Raw genomic sequence first — 20,775 nt, forward strand, 5'->3', positions numbered from 1 at the left:
AATCTCTGTATCAACTTTTGCTTAAAAACATAGGAATACGCTTTCAATTTTCTTGCAATTCTGTATAACTATTTATAATTGTATAAATAGTTTGAAATTTCTTAGGTTGATATGTAAAGATTAGAGAGGTAATTCACAAAATCGAAAGGGGATTTGATATGAATACAAAGTATGTTATTAGCCCAAAATATTTTCGGTTTAAAGTATTAAGTTTAGTTGCAGTTTTATTGATTACTATTTGTACATTTTTTGCAAGTGGAAATACAAAAACTTTAGCAGCTCCTACACCTGGATCTGTACAATTGAGTGATACGTTAACTCCAGTTTCAGTTGTAGGCGATATAGAACAAATGACACCTAATTATTTTTCGTATAATAAAAATCAATCGTTTTATAAAACACAGTTATCTATTAATGGTGTGAAATATGACAAAGGGATTGGCTCGCATTCAAATAGCACAATTAAGTATAATTTGAATGGACAGTATTCTAAATTTACAGTAGATGTAGGAATAGATGATCAAGTAGCACCTGGTCATGGTTCTGTGAATTTTGTGATAATCGCTGATGGTAAAATTCTGTATATAAGTCCGGTTAAAAAATCTCACGAGTCAGCTGAACATGTAGAAGTAAATATTGCAGGGAAAAATACACTTGAGTTAGTTTCCTATTATGCTAATGATAATATTGACAATGATCATGCTGACTGGGCGGATGCAAAATTGTTTACTCAATGAGTACAATATATTCCTAAACTATAATTTACTAAAAAACTCCCTTAGTTATTTGAGGGAGTTTTAGTCGGAATATATCAATCTAAAAAAGTCGAGTCCCTAGCGTAAGGGAAATCGGCTTTTTCTTTATAAAATTTTGCTTAGCGTACAAAATTCGCGAAATGTTGGTGCTATCCCATCACCATCAAGTTAAAATTTTATAATGCCCCCAAAACAAAAAAATTCTTCACATAATATATTAGAGAAAAGGATAGATAAAGGCATTTTAGCCTTATCTATCCTTTTCTGTACTACAAATGATTACGTTTACTACTCAAAAACTTCTATTACTATTTTTATACACCATAACAAATTTAATTAGGTTGTGGTGTACTTTAAAGGCGGTAAACTATCATATCTTATTAGTTCAGAATGTCTTCTAATAAAAGGAATAATCCACATTAATCCAATTGTTATTAGCACAACAGACATTAATAGAATGATAGTTAATTCAGGTTGTGCTGAAGGTGTGTTTGTAGTTGTAGACTTTAAAGCAGAAAAGATATCTCTTGAAGCTACAATTATATTATTAACCATGTGAGCTATTATAGAAGGGAATAAACTTTTAGTTTTCAAGTACATTAAACAAGAAATAATCCCAAATATTGTGGTTCCAAATCCATTGTTTAGATGTAAAACACCGAAGCAGATGGAAGAGAATATAACTGCTTTTTTTATTCCGAATTTATATGTAAAACGACTAAGAATAAAGCCTCTGAACAAAATTTCTTCACAGATAGGAGCGATGAAAGAAAGAGTTATAGCTTTCATTAAAACAAACCACATGCTTTGTGTTTTAACTATTTCGTTTGTATTCTCTAGCGAAGTGCTCTTTGGTATTAATGAGAATACCATTACGATTAGCAATAACATACATCAAAAACTATCAGCTCGTGTTATTATTCATCGATTAACAGGAGAACAAACAGAGAAAAGATTGAAGGAACAAGCAAAAAAAGAAAAGAAGAAAGGTATTACCTACAAAGAACGAAGTAAAAGGTTGAGTGGAATCAACGTGTATATAACGAATCTTTCTGCAGAAAATGTTCCAACGGAACATATCCATGACTTATATTCATTACGCTGGCAAATTGAAATCTTGTTCAAAACATGGAAATCTTTCTTTCAAATTGACAAGTGCAAAGAAATCAAGAAAGAGCTAAGTGAATACAAATCCATCTATATGATAAAAAATTATTATCTATTGTTTTATGAAGGATTACAGCAGGGCATCCATGAATTATCAAAAGTTTTACTGCGTTTGTTTTATCTTTTAGAGAAAAACGGGAGAAAATCTTACCGGTACAAGAAGAAAAAGTTTTTGATATCTTAGGCGTCGTATATGATTTTACTATGTCTTACAATCCTGTAGCATAATCAAAAAAATGAAACCCAATAGGGCTTATTTAGTATGCAAATCTTTAAAGAACTTACATTGGACCTTTAGAAAAAAGAAAAAATCTCACATGAAATTAAACTTATATAAGCTTAGCTTGATGGTGATGTGGAGGTAACCCTTGTTAAGTATTAAAAAATAATAATTATAAATCTATTTTATCCTAACGTTAAGGTGGTACTGGTTCTTTTATTGTTCGTAAACATAATTATCTAAATCAAATCCAATGTTTGTCCCAATTTTAGAATTATTTTCTACATCTACCCTGTAATATTTAGGAACAACTATAAATTTACCTAGATCGGCTTTGAATAGTTTATAGTACCATTCACCATTTTTTTATGTTGCGTGTTAATTGGAATAGTTGCAACTGTTTGATTAGTTTCTGTATCTATCAGTTAATAAGTCATGTTAGGTGTTGAATGGAACCATTCAAAAAGCAGAAAATAATAATCTAAAGGAAAAGAAAATTGTTTTAACAGGGGATTATCGAAAAATAAAAACAAACAAAGTTTTATTAAGAAAAAATGAAAATGAGTATGCACAAGATGAAACGGAGGAAGAATTACAATCTGTAAAGATAGAAATAAATAATGTAAAGAAAACAATCCCATTACAAGATGAACTAACAGATAAAATTGTAAATGAAATTGAAAGGATTAAAGCAAATAAAGTATATCAAACAGATGATGAAAAAGAAAAAAGTGAATCGGAAATTCAAAAAAGAAAGCTACAAATAGAACAGTATAAAAAGAGAAAATTAGAGCTAGAAAACAAAACCAAAGAGTTAGAAGCAAAAGAGAAAAATCTTCAGAAGAAATTAGAAGATCAGCGTAAAAAGTTTAATATAGCAGAATGAAATTAAACTTTTTTTAAAAATAAAAAGAGATATAAACATTACGAATATAATTATCAGATGATTTTTTGGTTGTATAAAAAAAGTTATCTGATAATTTTTTTTGCCATTATATAAGGAGTTGTGGTTCAGAATAAAGATTGGAAGAAGTACATTGAAACTACATTGGAAATACATTGAAACCACATTGGATTTACATTGGAAATACATTGGATTTTCATTGAAACTACATTGAAACCACGCTGAAACTACATTGAATTTCTCTTTCTCATGATATCACGTTTTTGTTAGGCTCTGCCTAACCTGTCACCTTCGGTGATAGCAAAAAACCCTTATGCTCTTGCAATTAAAATCACTAATTTGGAGGTTTTCCCCTATGAATGTGTTAATCCGTGATCTTGATGCTAGTTTAGTGAAACGAATTGACGAACTAGCAAAGGCAAAAAAAATTTCTAGACAAGAATTTTTGCATAGATACATTAGTAATCTTGCAGTACTTCAAGATATGAAAGATCTACAAGATAAACATATAGAATTACAAAAACAAAGTATGCTTCTCATAAAACAAAATACACAAACTATGAATCGTGTGTTGCAAGTTATTGAAGATGTTGAATTGGATAATGATTAAATAAAAATATGCAAAGGAGCTTAAATATGTCTAAGAAAAAAGTGGATAAGACTTATTATTTAAATGAAAATACAATTGCTTATATAAAGGAATATGCAGAAGAAAAAGGAATCAAACCTAGCCATGCATTAGAAAGAATTGTTGCTGAACATCAAAACCAAAATCATGATCTATTAGAACAGATTAAAGGAGCAGTTAAAGAAGTTGTTCATGAAGATTTAGGAAGAATTAGAGCTGGTACAAATCTAGCTGATAAACATACAAGAATGCTATTACAATTTGCAAATCATTATTTTGCAGTGAATAAATTTGAAAACCTAGCTACAACAGGTCAGTATATGTCCAAAGGAATGGTACAAGCAGAAGGATTTGTTAAAGACCAAATTTCAAATGCTCGAATGAAAAAGATAGAAAGACAACAAGGTACAAGTGATTGAAATTAGGGAGGTTATAAATGAATACACCTGGTGTAGTAATTAAAAGTCAATTCGTATATTCAAGAAATGATTTTAGTAAAAATTAAGATAAAGAATTTGGAGATTATATAGATTATATTGGAAGAAAAGACGCTGTAGAGAAAGATAGAAATGAATTTAGTTCTTATCAAGATTATATGGGGAACGAGGAAAAAACGTCTTCACTTTTTACAAAAGAGGAAGACGTAGTTTCATTGGATGGTAAGAATAGATTGAAAGAGGCTTTTAAAAAGGCACAAAAAAATAAAAGTGTTTTGTGGCAGGATGTAATTAGTTTTGACAATGAATGGTTAGAGAAACACGGTATTTATGACAAGGAAAGCAAAATGCTAGATGAAGAAAAATTAAAAGATGTAACAAGAAAAGCAATGGATGTCATGATGACAAAAGAAAGGTTACGTGATACGGCAATTTGGTCAGCAGCCATTCATTATAATACAGGTAATATCCATGTTCATGTTGCAATGGTGGAACCTGTACCGAGTGCGGGAAGGATAATTTCCAAAGGCAGATTTAAGGTGATGCATCGAGGAAAAAGAAAACAAAAATCAATTGATGCAATGAAATCAAAAGTAGTAAATAGCATTATGGATCGTAGCGAAGAGTATAAAAAAATTAATGATTTAATACGAAATAAAATTGTTAAAAGTAAAAAAGACGTGAACCTTTCTGAAAAAAGAAAAATGAAAAAGTTGTTTGTTGAAATTATGAAAGAGCTACCCGAAGATAAAAAACAGTGGCAGTATAACTATAATTCTATTAGTCATGTAAGAGATAAAATAGATCAATTAAGTGATATGTACATAGAGAAATACCATAAGGAAGAATATGAAGAATTAAAAGAGAAATTGGATGAAGAAATGAAGATAATGAAAGAAGCTTATGGAGGAAGTGAAGAGGATAAAAAACGTTATAACCAATTTGGTGATACAAAGATTAATGATTTATATACTAGATTGGGTAACGCAGTTTTAAAAGAAATGAAGCAGGTAGCAAAAGAACAACAGCAAGTTGAATTTCATAAAGGGAAAAATATTTTTTCTCGTGGTAAACGTATACGTTCTGTTATTAAAGAACGTACTAATATTATGAGAAGCTTAAAAAATATGAACCATCATATGAATAATGAATATGAACAATGGAAGAACCAACGACAATATGAACAATTACAAGACCAAATTGAAAATGGATATGGAAGATAAAAATGAGAGTTTGTTGGGAGTATGTTGGGAGGGAATGATCTGTTTTTAGAGATATAATTATATTATGAGATTTATAGCCTATATACTAATTTCGATTGCGAATATTGATTTATTATTAGATAAATTTAGTTAATTAGTGGACTTCACATGTGAAGTTTTTTATTGCAAAAATTTCTAATGAATTTTGGTAAGAATAAAAAGTGAAAGGTTGATTATTGCGTGAGAATCTTTATGAAGAATGGTAATATCACAAATTATGATACTAAAGTTGATGTAATAGTTAATGCATGGAATAGAAACTTTTTACCACATTATTTGTTAAATGAAGCTGGTGTTTCAAAGGGAATTAGGAAAAAGGCAGGTCATGAACCATTTAAACAATTGAAAAAAGAAGGGCTATTAAAGCTAGGTGAGGCGGTTATAACTTCATCTGGCTTTTTAAACTGCAAAGCGTTAATTCATGTAGCTGGTATTAATGCTTTGTGGAAAGCAACAGAGTATTCAATTAGGCAGTCAACTTATAACGCATTGCAATTAGTAATAAAGAAAAAATATAGTTCGGTTGCAATGCCGATCATAGGAAGCGGTACAGGAGGATTAAAAAAAGAAAAATGTTTAGCGATTATCAAAGAAGAATGTAAGAAGTTTATTCATCATGAAGTAGATGTATATATTATAGATGTTTGTGCCTCCTAGTCGACTTAATAATTTGGAAAGCTAGACTTGAAAGGAGGTGAATAGGTGAATAATTGGCTATTTGCATTATGCATGATAGTAGTTGCAAGTATTTTAAATATAATAGTAACCTCATTTATTAAAGGGGGTAAGTTGTTGAGAAAAAAGTGTAAGAAGTGAATACAATATAATAATTTTCTTTAATGCCGAATGATATAATAATTTTATCAATAAAATGGAGGTTTTAGTGTGGAAAATAATAAATCGATTGACTTTTTATTAAATTATTCATGGAAAGGAAAGGATAGGGAGCAAATTATTGAGGAAATGGAACTTGAAGATTACGAACAAAAATATCTAGATCAAGCAATCAAAGAGTTAGCAATAGAAGGAGAATATAGTGGCTATCACCTAGATAGAAGAATTCTTTTGTTAATTGATATTCATGAAGATGAAGATGATTTTGATGAAGATGATGTTGTTTATATTAAAAGATAAAAGGATAGGTGAATCAAGTGGAAACATATAATTCGGGTGATATTGTAAGGGTTTTTTATCCTTTTAAACCGAAAGCATTAAGTAATGATACGGAAGAACAAGAAGGGAAAAGAAGATTCGGTCTTGTTATAAATGCTGGCAATAACAGAATGATAGCTTTACCAATTCTTCAAATAACTTCACATGGAGGCAGAACTGAGCAAACTAATCATAAGTTGAGGGCAGATGAAATTAAAGTTCCAGAAAGTGTTACATATTACAAACGTTCAGCTAAAGGAAATGTTCCTGTATATGGAGTCATTAAGACTGAAAGAATTGAGTTTTTTGATGATGATGAAATATCAATGCCATTAACTAGCGTAGGTTTAGATACTAAGATTGCCGTACTAAAAAATTACAAAGAGCTTTTGAAAAAGAGAGATTTTGTGAAAAAAAGGGACTTTGTAGAAGTGTTAAATGAAGAATCACCAGGTCATAAAGAGGCAATGCAATGTTTTGAACGTGCGATTATCGCTGAAAAATTAAATTTCTTAACTACAGATCAAGGGGAATGTAAATATGAGCATATGGAAGATAAAATGCTTGAAGTAAATAAAATACAACCCTTAGGAAAATCAGATACGAATAAAAGAATCCATTTCTATGCTGTTGAATTAACAGATAAAGAAAATATGGATTCTTTTTTTTATACTTTCGCTTCAATGAAGCAGCCTAATCAAGTTGTCAGAGAATGGGGAAAACCAAAAGCAGCAGTTGATTGGTTAAAAGAGGATGAAAGATTTTATAATTTACAAAAAGACATTAGTAAAATGTTTAAAGAGCCACCAAATCCACATCCTAATAAGTACAAAGCTTTTTCCTTATTCCGCAAAAGTACGTTAGAAAATGCTATGGAAAGATAAAGGAATTCTAAATTCAATACTTGATGAAGTTTAGAGCAACTGATAGAGTTGGTCTTTTTTTATTATTTCTTTTTAAAGAGGAGGTGTAGATTTGCTTCTCATAAATGTTTCACCATATATGTTTTTTTGCAGCATCGTATTATTTGTGCTGTTGATGCTTTATAAAGTAATGCAAAAGCGTAAAGTGAAAAATATATTCTTAAAGTCAGGGATTAGAGATATTGATCAAATGGATGGAAGACAATTTGAATTCTTTCTTGAGGCTCTATTTATAAAGCTGGGATATAAGGCAGCTGTTACAAATGGTAGTCATGATTTCGGAGCAGATTTAATATTTGAAGGGAAAAATAAAATTGTTATTCAGGCGAAACGATATGGCTTTAAAAACAAAGTAGGGATTAAAGCTATACAAGAAATATATGCAGCAAAAGCCTTTTATAAAGCTAATGAAGCGTGGGTAATTACAAATAGTACATATACATCATCAGCAAAACAGTTAGCAAGAGCATGTGATGTGAAATTACTGGATAGATCATCTTTACAAGCATTTATTGTACAAGTAAATCCAGAACAGAAGCCAGCCGATATAAGAAAATCAGTAGAACCAGCTACAAGGAAGTGTCCGAAATGTGGAGAGGTATTGGTATCTCGGACTCATGATGGACGTGTGTTTTTAGGTTGTTCATCTTTTCCACAATGCAGGCACACTGAAAAAGTAGCAAATTAATAAAAGAAGATTCAAAAGAGATCCAGTAAAAAAAGCATGATCTAGAGGTTGCTAGGTAAATAGAATTTAAATATTACTAATTTATTTTGTAGAAAGGAATGATATATTTTGAAAGATGTATACACATTTGTAACGAAGAACGATAATACTATCGTAGATTGTGATAGCTATCTTTTAGCAAGCGAAGAGGAAGCTTGTGGTATGGCAAATAACATCATAGGTAGTTATCTAGAGATTAATAAAGCAGTTAATACAATAGAAATTTTTAAATATGATAATAATAAATTTAGTTTTATTGGGACATATACAGAATATAAGAAATAATATTATGGATAACAGTTGGTTATACTTTAGTGTGGCATATAATAAATGATTAATTTAGAAATAGACTCTTACTTTAACAAGTTGGGGCTTATTTTTAGTTATGAATAAAGATGAGGTTTTAGAAAGGAAATTCCTATTAATTAAATGTATCAATGAGAACATTATTAATGGCGAAAATGAAGACGGAACATCATATCATTGTTTTGTAAAAGGAAAAGAATTCTTAACAAAATCGTTATCTTAATTAGTTCAGCCCCTTGAAGGGCGCTCCAAGGGGCTGAGATTCGAGAACTTGTAAACTCTTGTTTAATTACATGAAAACTCCCTAAGGAGAATTTATGATATTTTAACACTCAACTAATTATTTTGATAACTATATATTGATAAAAGAAGCCCCGATTATCTACGGGGCTTCTAAGGGTAAGTGTCAAGTAATGACGTACTCGACAAATTAACCATATCATGAATTTTTTGGTAAAAACACTGGTAAATGTGTCCAAATAGCAGGGGGACACTCTTTGATCATTACTTATATCGAAAAGTGAGAAGCGAATGCAATAACATCCTGCGTATGCTTCTTGTATATGTGCAACTTTTGTGTAAATAAAGAGCGCACATATAAGCATGCTCTTCGGTAAAATGGTAAAACAAAAAATTAGATAAAGAAAGAGAGAACATTATATGGAAAACATTGTGCAAATTGAAGAAAATCCATTTGCTTTTATAGAAGGATGCATTAATGCTCTTTTCTTAGTCTTACCCTTTTGGCTAGTAGTATTTTTAGTCGTTTATGTTGATTTAAAATAAAGTTTGATCATTTGTAATAAAGATTGATAATTTGTAAAAAAGTTTGATAAAAAGATCTATTTTGCAGAGTATCTCTTTCTTCAACAATCGGGCCATTTAACGGCATAACTTTTTCAGGTAAACAAATTTAAAACGTTAATGTGAAACATATTTACTGAACAACCTAAAATTTTTCAGATAGTATGAAGTTTGTGAAAAAGGGTACTTGAAATTACTGGTATAATAATGAAAAATCATTAATGGAGGAAGTCTATGAAATTTGTACTTATATTTGGTCCGCAAGCAGTTGGTAAAATGACAGTAGGGCAAGAGTTAGCTAAAGTAACAGGATTGAAACTATTTCATAACCATATGACCATTGAATTACTTGAGCCCTTATTCAGCTTTAGCCCGGAAATGTGGAGGTTGTCAACTTTATTTAGAAAAGAAATATTCAAGGCAGTGGCTGAGAGTGAACTGGAAGGTTTGATCTTTACATATGTGTGGGCTTTTGATCAACAAGAGGATTGGAACTTCGTAGATCAGATATGTGAAATCTTTAAATCCCAGGTTGCCACTATTTATTTTGTGGAATTAGAAGCTGATATGGACGAGAGGCTGGAACGAAATAAAAGTCCGCATCGACTTGAGCATAAACCTACCAAAAGAAACGTTGATTGGTCGGAGAATGAACTAAGGGAATCAATGGAAAAATACAGATTGAACTCCCATAAAGGTGAAATTAAAAATGAGAACTACATAAAAATTAATAATACAAATTTGAGTGCTGCAGAAGTAGCTGAAATAGTGTCAAAAAGGTTTGAATTATAAAATCACGTGAATCATCTTCAATTATCGGGCGCTTTAATTGAGTAAGGTTCACAAAAATTATCAAACTTTTTTATAAAAGGATGATTAAATTGAATATAGAAAAAGCGTGTTTTGATCAATCTTTTTTTCAAAACACGCTTTTTTATTCGCTCTTTTATCAAGGGTTATTAAGTAAATTTAATCAAACTTTATTCAAAAATTATAGTTTATTGGAATTTGTTTTAAATCTCTAATTGAAAATAAATAAATTTAAATATAATTAGGAGTGAATTATGATGAAAGAATTATTTGTCTGTGAAAAACCGTCGCAAGCGGAGGATTATGCAAAAGCCTTAAGTGGTGGTTCTACAAGAAAGAATGGTTATTATGAAGGTAATGATGGACGGATATATACATATGCATTTGGACATTTAGTTGAATGTGTAAACCCAGATCAGATTAATCCTGATTTTGGTTGGAAGGGTGATCCATCAAATTTACCATTCTTATTAAGAGATATTCCTTTACAAGTAAAGGATGATGCAGGAGTTAGAAAGCAGTATAAGATTGTTGTAGATTTGATGAAGCAAGCAGAATTAATTTATTGCTCAACGGATGCTGGGAGAGAGGGACAGCATATATTCTCTAAAATTTTTAAGAAAGGAAATATCGGCAATAAAAAAGTAATGCGACTTTGGGTCCGTGATCAAACGGAGAGTGGTATTAAAAAAGCTTTTCAAGAAGCAAAAGATAATAGTGAATATGCTGGTCTAGTTCTTGCTGGTAAGCTTCGTGAAGAGAGTGACATGTTAATTGGTTTAAATGCAACGCAATTGCTTACGAAATTAAGTAAAAGCCCTTCTGTCTTATCTCTTGGACGTGTACAAACACCTACATTGGCTATGATTGTAAAAAGGGACTATATAATTGAAAACTTTAAAAAGGTAAAACACTTTACCATTGTTGCTCCAGTAATGAATTCAGAAAAGGATTCAACAAAGCTATTTGAAATGGTATTAGAAAAGGACGAGCAGCTGACACAAGAGGATGCACAAGCTAGATTAGATATGTTGGGAAATCGTACAGGATACTCTGTTAAATCGGAACGGGTAAAGGAAAAACCTCGTAAGCTCTTTAGTTTAACGTCTCTACAGGTATATATGAACAAAAAAGTAGGATGGAGTGCATCAAAAACATTAGAAGTATTACAAAAACTATATGATCAAAAATTTGTATCGTATCCACGTACTAGCAGCGAATATCTGGCAAATGACGAAGAGTTACCGGGACTATTAGCGTGTCATTCATCAAATGAATGGGTTAAATCTATTATCGACAATGGATGGAAAATTGAACAAACGTTTGTAGATCCAAGCAAAGTATCGGATCATGAAGCCGTTATTATTACCACTGAAAAACCTAGTAGTCTAGTTGCAGATGAAAGAAAGTTATATGATGAAATTTTCTTGCGTTTTGTAAGTGCATTTTACCCTCCAGCAGTTTTTGAGAAAGTAACAGCATCTTTTCAAGATGGCCCAGAAACATTTAAATCAACCGAGAAAGTGTTGAGAGAACAAGGTTGGTTAGTTTTAGAAAATAAAGAAGTCCAAGAAAGTGTATTACAAAAAACTACATTAGATATTATTGGAGATTACTCTTTAAAAGAGAAAGAAACTAAGCCACCAGCTAGGTATAGTGAAGGTACAATACTTGAAGACATGGAGAAGGCTGGGAAGTATGTTGAAAGTAAAGAAAGTAAAGCGATATTAAAAGCAGCAGAAGGTGTAGGTACTCCAGCAACCAGGGCACAAATTCTTGAGACATTAAAAAAACGGAATTTTATTGAAGAAAAAGGAAAGCACTTGATCTCAACAAGATTAGGTAGAACAGTTATTATGATGATGCCACCGTCATTCTGCTTATATAGTGCGGAATTAACAGCAGAATTTGAAACTTCTTTAGCTCAAATAGAACGAAATGAGAAAACAGAGCAGGAGTTTTATGATGATTTAGAGAGCTTAATTGGTCGTATAGCCGCTGAAATTAGGGCAAACATCAAGAATGTACAAGGTGCAGTAAAAGCAGCTACAGCTAGAGAGGTTATTGCAAAATGTCCGAAATGTAGAAAGCCAATCTATGAAAATACTAAGTCATTCTCATGTAGTGGGTATAAAGATGGATGCAAAGTAGCTTTATGGAAAAATGGACTAGAGAAATTGGGTAAAAAAAATATAACAAAAAATGAAGCGGCAAAGCTCTTATCTGGCCAGGTAATTAAAGTTAAATTAAAAAGTGCTAATTCAGGAAATCCATATAGCAAAGAAGTACGTTTTAATAAAGAAAAATGTTGGGTTGAATATGCTAATTAAGAGGAAAAGGAAATGAACTAACATGAAATATATAGTAGAAAAAGTTGAGTCCTTTGTAGGGAAATGTAGGACTGTATGTCTTATGATAGTGTGTTTTTGGTTAATCATGTTTTTAGTGGCAGGAGAACACTTTTTATAAAGTTTTATGGGTAGTATTGGCAAATGGAATCTCAAAAAAGTACAGGAAATGTATACAAAAAGATCACTTGTCTTGGAAACAGGTGATCTTTTTATTAGATAAATTTCTACTTGCCAACAGCAGGTAGTTGTTATCCTATTCATATGTTCAGTAGTTATTATAACATAATTCTTTTGTGTATAGGCGAAGGGATTATTTATGTAAATGTACTAATAAAACTTACTGATTTTAAAGTAAGAGTAAGTGTACAATTTCCTTGCTGGAGGCTATTTGATAAGTAAATTTATAAGTTATATTTAGTCTTTTAGGTTTGGGATATATATTTTTGTTAAAAATATATATAAGGCCATTGTAATATATAATATTAGTATAAGGTGATATGAAAATAAGTTTGTTTATGGGCGACGAGCTGTAGTTCCATAAGAAGCATCGCTATGCTATGGTGAATTATAAGGATTAAGAGTATGTATTAACGCTATAGTTCCATAAGAAACATCGCTATGCTATGGTTCAACTACCACCCATGCATGATGGATTGGGCTATAGTTCCATGAGAAATATCGCTATGCTATGGTATGTTCTGCTGCTACTGGATTCGTTAAGAGGCTATAGTTCCATAAGAAATATCGCTATGCTATGGTTGAGAAATGCCTTAAAAGGAGTTGAAACCGGCTATAGTTCCATAAGAAATGTCGCTATGGTATGATTAAATCCATTGGACCAAATGGTAATTTAACGCTATAGTTTCATAAGAAACATCGCTATGCTATGGTGAAAAAGAGACCACAGACCACAAAAGCCAGCTGTAGCTCCATAAAAAACATTGCTATGATATGATCAAGATTGTGTTTCAAAACGTGTTGCTATAGTTCCATAAGAAACATCGCTATGGTATGGTCTATTCCTTTGTCCTTCGATATACACCGAGGCTATAGTTCCGTAAGAAACATCGCTATGCTATGGTCTGACTCCTAGTCAGAAAACCGAGTCTCCTGCTATAGTTCCATAAGAAACATCGCCATGCTATGGTAATGTTTTTGCCAGTATGGAGTTTTCCAAGCTAAAGTTCCATGAGAAAAATCGCTATGCTATGGTTGTACCTTACCTTTGGCCATAATCACCACCGCTATAGTTCCATAAGAAAAATCGTTATTTTCTGGTAGATGCTGAAAAACCTTGTCACTAGAGGATTAGACAAGGTTTTTTAATTTGAAAAAGGAGAGGTTTCATTTGTTTAGAATGCGATTTTTTTCTTTTTAAAATAAAGTAAGTTAAGCAGAGATAATATCTTCTTTGTTTGCATATGTTTCCCTATTCAAAATTCTATATTAGCAAGCTGCGTTTTTTGTTACCATTCTATATTGCCATTCCAATACGTTTTTCCTTCTTAATTTTTGTGTAATGTCCAAGTACATCTACCTGGTATTTCTCAAATGATAGTAACTGCTTGGAGCCTACATTTGCTATAATACTGCCATCATGCGTTTCAACAGTAATCCCAGCAGTTCCACTATGAACACCTTTAAAATATCCTGTGAGTGAGGGTAGTAATACCTCTTTTTTCGATACAGTTGTTCTAGCTTTAATTGTTTTGTTTTTTGAGGGGACAATTTGGATTAGATCATTGGGAAAAAGACTAAACAAAAAAGTAAAGCTAGGATCAATAGTTGTCCAATCCTCATATCCTTTTCCTGCTGTAATTGCTTTTTGAGGTAAGATATTTTTCATAAGATCAATTGTGTAAATGGGAATTAAATAGTACTTCTCACCCTTTTTGAATACATCAGTACGAGCAATTTTACTATTATACACGACACCTTTACCTTGATTAACAGGATTAACAATGGTTCTTGTATCCATTATTTTAATAGATTTTATAAGTGGTCCAATTCCTCCTGATTTTGTGGGTTTGTATAAAGGTTCTTGGAATGATTTGCGTTTATCTTTTTTATGACTTAAATAACGTTCTTTTATGGCATTATACGTATATAAATCAGTTTCTTTTCCAAACATGGGAAAATCACCATTAGCATCAAAAGGAATATCTTCTAATTTTGTTTTTGTCGCGGTTAGCACTTTCCCCTTTTCGTTATAACCAAGGAATTTCCGGATTGTTTCTTGATGTAATTCACCAGTAATAGAGCGCTTAGGCATTCTTGAAACAAAGATAGGTTTGATTTCGGATAGATCGACATCGGCGTAATTTTTAAAACGAATACCCTTTAAATATTGCTGGGTATTTGGAGAAACTCTTGCTTCTAACTCTAAACGAAATCCTTCCCAAGGTTCAGGAAACTGCATCCGTTTGGCTTGAATATTTCTATTTAACTCTTTTAACTTATAATATTTTGTTACTCTTTGAATCATGTGATCGGATGTGACAGCAACGATTACCGCATCTAAAGCATGATGGATATGCCCCTCTTTCCGATCTTTGTTAAATCCCCATCTACTACGCAAATGAGATGTTATAATTCCACTAACTGTATGAACTTTTTTCTCACGAGAGCTTTCAGAGAATATGAGGTGTTGTTGAATAAGGGATGATAGATATATTGTGGCATAACGGGTATCATTGAGATTGCGTTCGATAAATTCTTGTTCTCTCGCATGTGAAAAGTTTTGTAAAAGTAATTTTTGTTGTTTCTTTTTGTTGATTTTTTTATTTGACTGTACTCTTGTTTCAAATTCATCCCAAATTGAATTATTCCTCATGTATTCATAAGGAGTTTTGTTTCCTTTACGCTGATTTTCTGTTCCTAGCGTTAATACTTTATTGTTATAGCTGTCATCTAAGCTACGGCTGTAAGGGAGTATATGATCTACTTCCGTATAACCTTCTTCAAATAAGCGATGTGGTTCAATATATTTTCCAGAATACATACATCTACCATCTTGCTCGTTCCAAAGCTTAAATTTCACAATATTTATTCCTGAGGGTTTAATATTCCCCAATTCTTTTAACTTACAAATGGCGTGTTCATTCTTTTTAGAGTTATCCTGGTACATACTATCTATTTCTTTTCTTTCTTGGAATGTTTTCGATAATTCTCTTGCAGTTTCAATATGGATTGCGTTTGGAGAACCATATTTTTTTATAATGGCATTTATAACTTTTCTTGTTTGTGAAAGAGCACGATGTACAACAGGATTTGTATTCTGAGGGATAACAGGTAGGTACTTTGTTTTTTTTGTGTAGGATGTTCCCTTAAAGTTGTATCCTGCCTTCTCACATGCTTTATCGTAGGATAGACCTTCTTCTAAAAAAGGAATAATATTTTTTAAAGCTTTAAATGATAAATGTCCCATTTTTGAGAAATTCAGAGTCAATAATACCTGAATAAATGTATCATCGTAGGTCTTGTTAGCTAAATTACTTATAGGTTTTCCTTTTGCATTTACGTATTTATTTTGTAAATATTCTAGGATATCTTTATCATCTTTAAAGATAGTAAGTCCGTATGCAATTGTATCGTAATCTTTAGGTAATAAATTTAGAGCGTTCTGTCCGTAAATTTGTTTATATACCTTGTTAATAGAGTGATATTCTTTGAGTTCTATACATTTTTTATTTTCCACCGTTGTATCTACTATATCAGCTGAATATGAAAGGCTATTAAATTGAAATTCATTAGGAACAGATAGTAATTTTCGGATATCAATGTATTTAACAATTGATTTTTCGAGTGCTAGATTCATAATTCGTTTCTTTTCTTCAAAAGAGAGTTCTTCTATCCTGTCTTTACTGATCAGTCGGAGGTTGTTTATGGTTTGTAGCGCTACAAAATATTGAAATGACCAAGAAGCTTTAGGCACTCTTTTTTCTTTTGGCTCTAAGGTACAGTAACCAATCATTTTTTCAATTTGATCTTTAGAAGCATAGGGACGTTGAGATGCCCAGATTTCTAAGTAGCTACTTTCAAATTTCTCTGTTGCATGATTGTTTTTGTACAAACGTTGTGCATTGAATATCATTTGTATTTCTTCTTGAAGTTGTTGCCGAGTAACAGTCCCGATATAAGTACCATCTTTGTTTCTTTTATGATTTTCAAATCTTTTATCTTTTAGAATCATTTCTCCAACAGTTCTATAATTTTTTTGCTCCATAATCTGCAGGTTCTCTGAAATATTTTCTAAGATTTGTCCGTTTTCCGAGAGAGTTGTTTCTTTTCTATTAGATTTAAATCCTCTTCTTTTAGCAAGGTGAATAAGAACTCTAGCAAACTCTTTTGGATTTAATCTGCGCTCTAGAGCATTTAAACGTAAGTACCAAACATCGATCTCAGTAGCACTTTCATATAGATGGTCGATTTCGGTCTTGGATAGTAAGCCGTGCTTTACTAAAAGTATCTTTATCCGTTGCATTCTATGTTTTTTACGGCGTAGGGTTCTTCTGGTAGAGCGTGCGTCACGTCTAGGTGTAGCTAAAGATTTTCCATCTTTGGGATTCTCAGCTTTATCAAAAATACGAACCCCTAAATCTTCAATTCTATGTTTTTCTTGATTTATTACTGCCCAACCACATGATGCGATTCCAATATCCAACCCTAATACATATTTCAATTTCATAACCTCCTTCATGTTTTACAAAATAAAAGCACCATAGCGCTATGCTTAGGTGCTTTTCACATGGGGAGAATATCCATACCAGGATAAGGCGATCCCCAAACGCCACGGGTCATTGCCCTTACTATAGTAACTTAAGAAACATCGCTATGATATGATCCTTATGGTTTCATTATTGACCCGTAAAATAAACTTTATACCTAGATAAACGAATAATTATAAAAATAATGAGATTGGGAATAATAGTGATATGAATTAATTAAGAGGAACATATCTTAACTTGTTAATATTAATGCTATCATTCCGTAGAGAATATCACTATGCTATGATTATAAACCACGTCCTAACGAATTTTCTCAAGCTATAGTTCTAAGAGAAACAACGCAATGCTATGATCGAGGCGACGAATCAGACGCCTGAAGAAGTGGCTATAGTTCCATAAGAGAAATCGCTATGCTATGGTGTTCAGGGAAGAATGGGGACGATCGTTGGGGCTATAGTTCCAAAAGAAATATTAATATGCTATGGTAAACATTATTGATTCAATAAGTAAATACAAGCTAAAGTTCCATGAGAAACATCGCTATGCTATGATTGAACCCTATCAAGTTATGGCATATGGATAACTATAATTCACTAAGAAACATTGCTATGCTATGATTCCAAAAAAGTAATTTGGGCGTTTGAAGAGGCTATAGTTCCAAAAGGAAAACCGCTATGCTATGATGGCTCTACCTGCATTATCATTGTCTACACAGCTATAGTTCCATAAGGAAAATCGCTATGATATGATGCAACTATTTTATTTTGTTTTGGAATTTGGGCTATAGTTCTGAAAGAAACAACGCTATGCTATGATGGATGCTTTAAAAACCTTATTATTATAGCCTTAGATAAGGATTTTCCTTATCAAAAAAGAGCATCTTTCGTCAGTTTAATCCTTAAGGTTTCTTGTTTTTTGAAATAGTAAATTATTTTTTGTTTGCGGAACTAGTTGCATTTAAGTGTAGAAAAATCACGCTATATTATTAAAATAAAAAAGAGTAGCATGGCATAGTGCTATGTTACTCTTTTTTGAATCTACTTTTAGCATTTGAATTTGAAAGATGGCACTGTCTTTTATGATCAGGTCACTCATTTCATCTTTTAGTTGTTGATTTGAAATAAAGTCGCGATGTTTTGAATAATGTTGCGATATTATTGCTTTAACGGAAATTATTTTGGTAGGCTTAATAATACAAGGGGGGGTGAAACAAATGATATCAGGATTTATAAATCATAATAACAAAAAATGTTTATTTAAACTGAAAGATTTTACACTTGAAATCGAGGAAATTGAAAATCGAGATAAAGTGTTTGAGGAAGATTTTAAAGAATTATTTGGTATTAATCCTAAAAAGGATGAAACCAATGTTTTACGTGGGAAAGATTTTAATGGCAAGGAAATAATCTTCCATGTAAGTAACGTGAGAAAAAGAGGATTGAAATCCTATGGGTGCAAGGTTTTTTGGTATATTATTTTTAATAAAGATGAATCACCATTCGATGCACTTCAAATAAACGCAGAAGAACTGAATTGGTTTTATAATGTTCGAAATGCATATGACTACAACTATAATGAAAAAACAGGTCAAACGACTGTCGATATTAAACCGTTTGAATCATTAGAAAAAAAGTTCAGCTTTACATTTAACAGTACAACAGTAAATGGAAATTTAAACATTACACGCAATATTAAAAATATGGATACTTCACCTATTCACTTGTTTACTTCTTTAAACTTGGAGTTTGAAGAGACCGATGATTACGAAAAATTATATCATTTAATAAGTATTTTAAATGATTTCCTAGCTTTTATCTCGTATAGAAGAAATATATCCGTTGATTCACTTTATCTTAAAAAAAGAGCTGACGAAACAGGTCTATACGATAAGATAGGACAAGTCTTTATAAATAAAGATGAAATTTTTGAAGAATCAGAAAAAATCATCCGTAATAGAATCATTCAATTTCCACTAATAGAAGAGAATATCGGGAATTTATTTAACATGCTTGTACAAAATAAAATCTATCTCACCCATATACCTGAAAACTCAATTGATAGAAGGAGAATTACAGCGTCACGTTTTATAATGATCACAGCAGGGTTTGAATGGCAATTTAAATTATCCTTTAAAGATGAAAGTAAAAATAGTGAAGATAAATACAGAGTTCAAAAAGAAGAGCTTTTAACCTTCTTAGATGAAAAGGTAGAAATAAACACTGGGAAACAGAAAAAGTTCTTTAAAAACTATAAAAAATTTGTATTAAATAGTGATATGACTCTAGAGGAAAAAATCAATTGGGCTTTTAATAAATTCGATAATGTTCTAGAATTATTTATTAAAGGCTTATACAGTATACATAACCTAGAAAAACCTACCTATGAAGATATGGCTGAACGAATTGCAAAACAAAGGAACAACTATGCACATGGTAATATGGATAAAGAACTGAATTCATTGGTAATTCTTGATTTATTAGCTTTAGAGTGGCTTAATTACACTATGGTATTAAACGATTTAGGCATACCAGGAGACAACATAAAACATGTTATTAATGATTTATTTAATCGGAATATAGCACTATAAATAAAGAAATTTTTAAATAATATTTAAACAAACAGGTGCATTAGTGATATAAAAAGCATTAAATTAATCAAAATTTTTTATAAAAACAATTCTTAAAAATAAAAGAAAGCTATCGTTTTGATCAATCTTTATTCAAAACGATAGCTTTTTATACGCAGTGAAATTAAGAGTTTACAGTTATTGATTTGAAATAAAGATTAACTGTTTATAAAAAAGACGCGATGTTTTGCCCCTTTGGATCTGTTTATCTAAAGGGGTGTTTTTATAGTGAAAAGTGAAAAGAAGATCTGAGCTGAAAGGCGGATTAAGGAACCGTTGAGTAGCAATAAAGTTACTCAACTAAAAGGCCAGTTTGTGGAGGATTTTAACAGGTTTTTTAGAGTTATTATTTAAAAAAGGATTTTGAAGTCTTTTGGTGAAAATTAAATCTTAAATCTTAAATCTATAAAAGATAGAGGTTGTTGTGATGTTGAAACTGTTTCAATATAACTGGCAAGTTCGTGATGATTGGTTTACATTGTGCGAAGACATACCAGATGAAGAACTATTAAAGAAACGGGTCGGTGGGTTCGGCAGTATACTACATACCCTATTTCACATTGTAGATGTGGAATATATGTGGATCTTAGGTTTGCGAGGTGAACCAGTGCCTGAGGAGCCAGTGTTTGAGGATTATGCTAGCTTACAAAAAGTGAAAAATCTTTCAGCTCAATACCATGAGAAAGTGAAGCCATTTGTGACATCTTGGACAAATGAAATGGATTCTCGGAAACTTTCAGAAACTGATTTCAATGAAGAACCGATTAGCTCTAGAGACGCACCAATCAGGCGCCGAGTCATTGAATGTACACACGGAGAGATTATACGTCATGTCATTGTCCACGAAATCCACCATATTGGCCAGTTATCTATATGGGCACGTGAAATAGGAAAGGAGCCTGTTTCCGCAAATCTGAGAGGAAGAGGGCTATTCGATAATTAGACTGCCTTTGCCAATTTCACAAACGGGCGCGAT

At 31.6% G+C, this 20,775-nt stretch carries 16 protein-coding genes and 2 pseudogenes; 16 read left to right on the forward strand and 2 right to left on the reverse strand.

Annotated elements, in window-relative coordinates; all coding sequences use genetic code 11:
* Positions 1 to 158: 158 nt before the first annotated feature.
* Positions 159 to 737 carry an NPCBM/NEW2 domain-containing protein gene (locus tag MHI26_RS28765; RefSeq protein WP_061667526.1) on the forward strand — a complete coding sequence of 193 codons (579 nt, stop codon included), beginning with the start codon at positions 159 to 161 and terminating at the stop codon, positions 735 to 737.
* Positions 738 to 1,091: 354 nt separating this feature from the next.
* Here the strand turns inward: MHI26_RS28765 and MHI26_RS28770 are convergent, their stop codons facing one another.
* A complete protein-coding gene (locus MHI26_RS28770; protein ID WP_340994725.1) occupies positions 1,092 to 1,559 on the reverse strand; it encodes a CPBP family intramembrane glutamic endopeptidase in 468 nt (155 codons plus the stop codon).
* 88 nt (positions 1,560 to 1,647) lie between these two features.
* Here MHI26_RS28770 and MHI26_RS28775 point away from each other — a divergent pair.
* The 13 genes and pseudogenes from MHI26_RS28775 to MHI26_RS28835 all read left to right on the forward strand — a co-directional run.
* Positions 1,648 to 2,150: pseudogene (locus MHI26_RS28775) on the forward strand (transposase); the annotation flags it as partial.
* A gap of 437 nt (positions 2,151 to 2,587) precedes the next feature.
* Positions 2,588 to 3,028, forward strand: a complete 441-nt coding sequence (locus MHI26_RS28780) for a hypothetical protein (RefSeq protein ID WP_340994727.1) — start codon at positions 2,588 to 2,590, stop codon at positions 3,026 to 3,028.
* 373 nt (positions 3,029 to 3,401) lie between these two features.
* A complete protein-coding gene (locus MHI26_RS28785) occupies positions 3,402 to 3,656 on the forward strand; it encodes a ribbon-helix-helix protein, CopG family (protein WP_098472452.1) in 255 nt (84 codons plus the stop codon).
* A gap of 26 nt (positions 3,657 to 3,682) precedes the next feature.
* Entirely contained in the window at positions 3,683 to 4,093 is a 411-nt protein-coding gene (locus tag MHI26_RS28790; protein ID WP_098301132.1) for a hypothetical protein, read from the forward strand.
* A 17-nt stretch (positions 4,094 to 4,110) separates the two neighbouring features.
* Positions 4,111 to 5,334: pseudogene (gene mobP2, locus MHI26_RS28795) on the forward strand (MobP2 family relaxase).
* A 231-nt stretch (positions 5,335 to 5,565) separates the two neighbouring features.
* Positions 5,566 to 6,030 (forward strand): macro domain-containing protein, encoded by a 465-nt coding sequence (locus MHI26_RS28800; protein ID WP_097888929.1) that lies wholly within the window; start codon positions 5,566 to 5,568, stop codon positions 6,028 to 6,030.
* A 228-nt stretch (positions 6,031 to 6,258) separates the two neighbouring features.
* Positions 6,259 to 6,507 carry a hypothetical protein gene (locus tag MHI26_RS28805; protein WP_061667858.1) on the forward strand — a complete coding sequence of 83 codons (249 nt, stop codon included), beginning with the start codon at positions 6,259 to 6,261 and terminating at the stop codon, positions 6,505 to 6,507.
* 17 nt (positions 6,508 to 6,524) lie between these two features.
* Positions 6,525 to 7,409: a hypothetical protein gene (locus MHI26_RS28810; RefSeq protein WP_340809250.1), complete on the forward strand. Its 885-nt coding sequence runs from the start codon at positions 6,525 to 6,527 to the stop codon at positions 7,407 to 7,409.
* Positions 7,410 to 7,527: 118 nt separating this feature from the next.
* Complete coding sequence (locus tag MHI26_RS28815) at positions 7,528 to 8,136, forward strand: restriction endonuclease (RefSeq protein WP_061666033.1); 609 nt, start codon at positions 7,528 to 7,530, stop codon at positions 8,134 to 8,136.
* Positions 8,137 to 8,244: 108 nt separating this feature from the next.
* Positions 8,245 to 8,460 carry a hypothetical protein gene (locus MHI26_RS28820; protein ID WP_061666032.1) on the forward strand — a complete coding sequence of 72 codons (216 nt, stop codon included), beginning with the start codon at positions 8,245 to 8,247 and terminating at the stop codon, positions 8,458 to 8,460.
* A 681-nt stretch (positions 8,461 to 9,141) separates the two neighbouring features.
* Positions 9,142 to 9,267 (forward strand): hypothetical protein, encoded by a 126-nt coding sequence (locus tag MHI26_RS28825; protein WP_255253848.1) that lies wholly within the window; start codon positions 9,142 to 9,144, stop codon positions 9,265 to 9,267.
* 252 nt (positions 9,268 to 9,519) lie between these two features.
* Entirely contained in the window at positions 9,520 to 10,077 is a 558-nt protein-coding gene (locus MHI26_RS28830) for an AAA family ATPase (protein WP_061666038.1), read from the forward strand.
* A gap of 275 nt (positions 10,078 to 10,352) precedes the next feature.
* Positions 10,353 to 12,425 (forward strand): DNA topoisomerase, encoded by a 2,073-nt coding sequence (locus MHI26_RS28835; protein WP_340809252.1) that lies wholly within the window; start codon positions 10,353 to 10,355, stop codon positions 12,423 to 12,425.
* 1,495 nt (positions 12,426 to 13,920) lie between these two features.
* Here the strand turns inward: MHI26_RS28835 and cas9 are convergent.
* Positions 13,921 to 17,127, reverse strand: coding sequence for a type II CRISPR RNA-guided endonuclease Cas9 (cas9, locus tag MHI26_RS28840; protein WP_340809253.1), 3,207 nt, complete (start codon positions 17,125 to 17,127; stop codon positions 13,921 to 13,923).
* A 1,259-nt stretch (positions 17,128 to 18,386) separates the two neighbouring features.
* On the opposite strand from cas9, the gene MHI26_RS28845 reads away from it, so the two are divergent.
* A complete protein-coding gene (locus MHI26_RS28845; protein WP_061665900.1) occupies positions 18,387 to 19,760 on the forward strand; it encodes a HEPN domain-containing protein in 1,374 nt (457 codons plus the stop codon).
* Positions 19,761 to 20,226: 466 nt separating this feature from the next.
* Complete coding sequence (locus MHI26_RS28850) at positions 20,227 to 20,742, forward strand: DinB family protein (RefSeq protein ID WP_061667840.1); 516 nt, start codon at positions 20,227 to 20,229, stop codon at positions 20,740 to 20,742.
* Positions 20,743 to 20,775 lie beyond the last annotated feature (33 nt).

This window comes from Bacillus sp. FSL K6-1218, assembly GCF_038006445.1.
Taxonomy (GTDB): Bacteria; Bacillota; Bacilli; order Bacillales; family Bacillaceae_G; genus Bacillus_A; species Bacillus_A thuringiensis_S.

What these genes read in the sequence shown, in the direction of transcription:
- MHI26_RS28770 (WP_340994725.1), bottom strand. Translation starts at nt 1,559, where the DNA reads ATGTGGTTTGTTTTAATGAAAGCTATAACTCTTTCTTTCATCGCTCCT.
- MHI26_RS28785 (WP_098472452.1), top strand. Translation starts at nt 3,402, where the DNA reads ATGAATGTGTTAATCCGTGATCTTGATGCTAGTTTAGTGAAACGAATT.
- MHI26_RS28800 (WP_097888929.1), top strand. Translation starts at nt 5,566, where the DNA reads ATGAAGAATGGTAATATCACAAATTATGATACTAAAGTTGATGTAATA.
- MHI26_RS28765 (WP_061667526.1), top strand. Translation starts at nt 159, where the DNA reads ATGAATACAAAGTATGTTATTAGCCCAAAATATTTTCGGTTTAAAGTA.
- MHI26_RS28830 (WP_061666038.1), top strand. Translation starts at nt 9,520, where the DNA reads ATGAAATTTGTACTTATATTTGGTCCGCAAGCAGTTGGTAAAATGACA.
- MHI26_RS28790 (WP_098301132.1), top strand. Translation starts at nt 3,683, where the DNA reads ATGTCTAAGAAAAAAGTGGATAAGACTTATTATTTAAATGAAAATACA.
- MHI26_RS28815 (WP_061666033.1), top strand. Translation starts at nt 7,528, where the DNA reads ATGTTTTTTTGCAGCATCGTATTATTTGTGCTGTTGATGCTTTATAAA.
- MHI26_RS28825 (WP_255253848.1), top strand. Translation starts at nt 9,142, where the DNA reads ATGGAAAACATTGTGCAAATTGAAGAAAATCCATTTGCTTTTATAGAA.
- MHI26_RS28835 (WP_340809252.1), top strand. Translation starts at nt 10,353, where the DNA reads ATGAAAGAATTATTTGTCTGTGAAAAACCGTCGCAAGCGGAGGATTAT.
- MHI26_RS28850 (WP_061667840.1), top strand. Translation starts at nt 20,227, where the DNA reads ATGTTGAAACTGTTTCAATATAACTGGCAAGTTCGTGATGATTGGTTT.
- MHI26_RS28845 (WP_061665900.1), top strand. Translation starts at nt 18,387, where the DNA reads ATGATATCAGGATTTATAAATCATAATAACAAAAAATGTTTATTTAAA.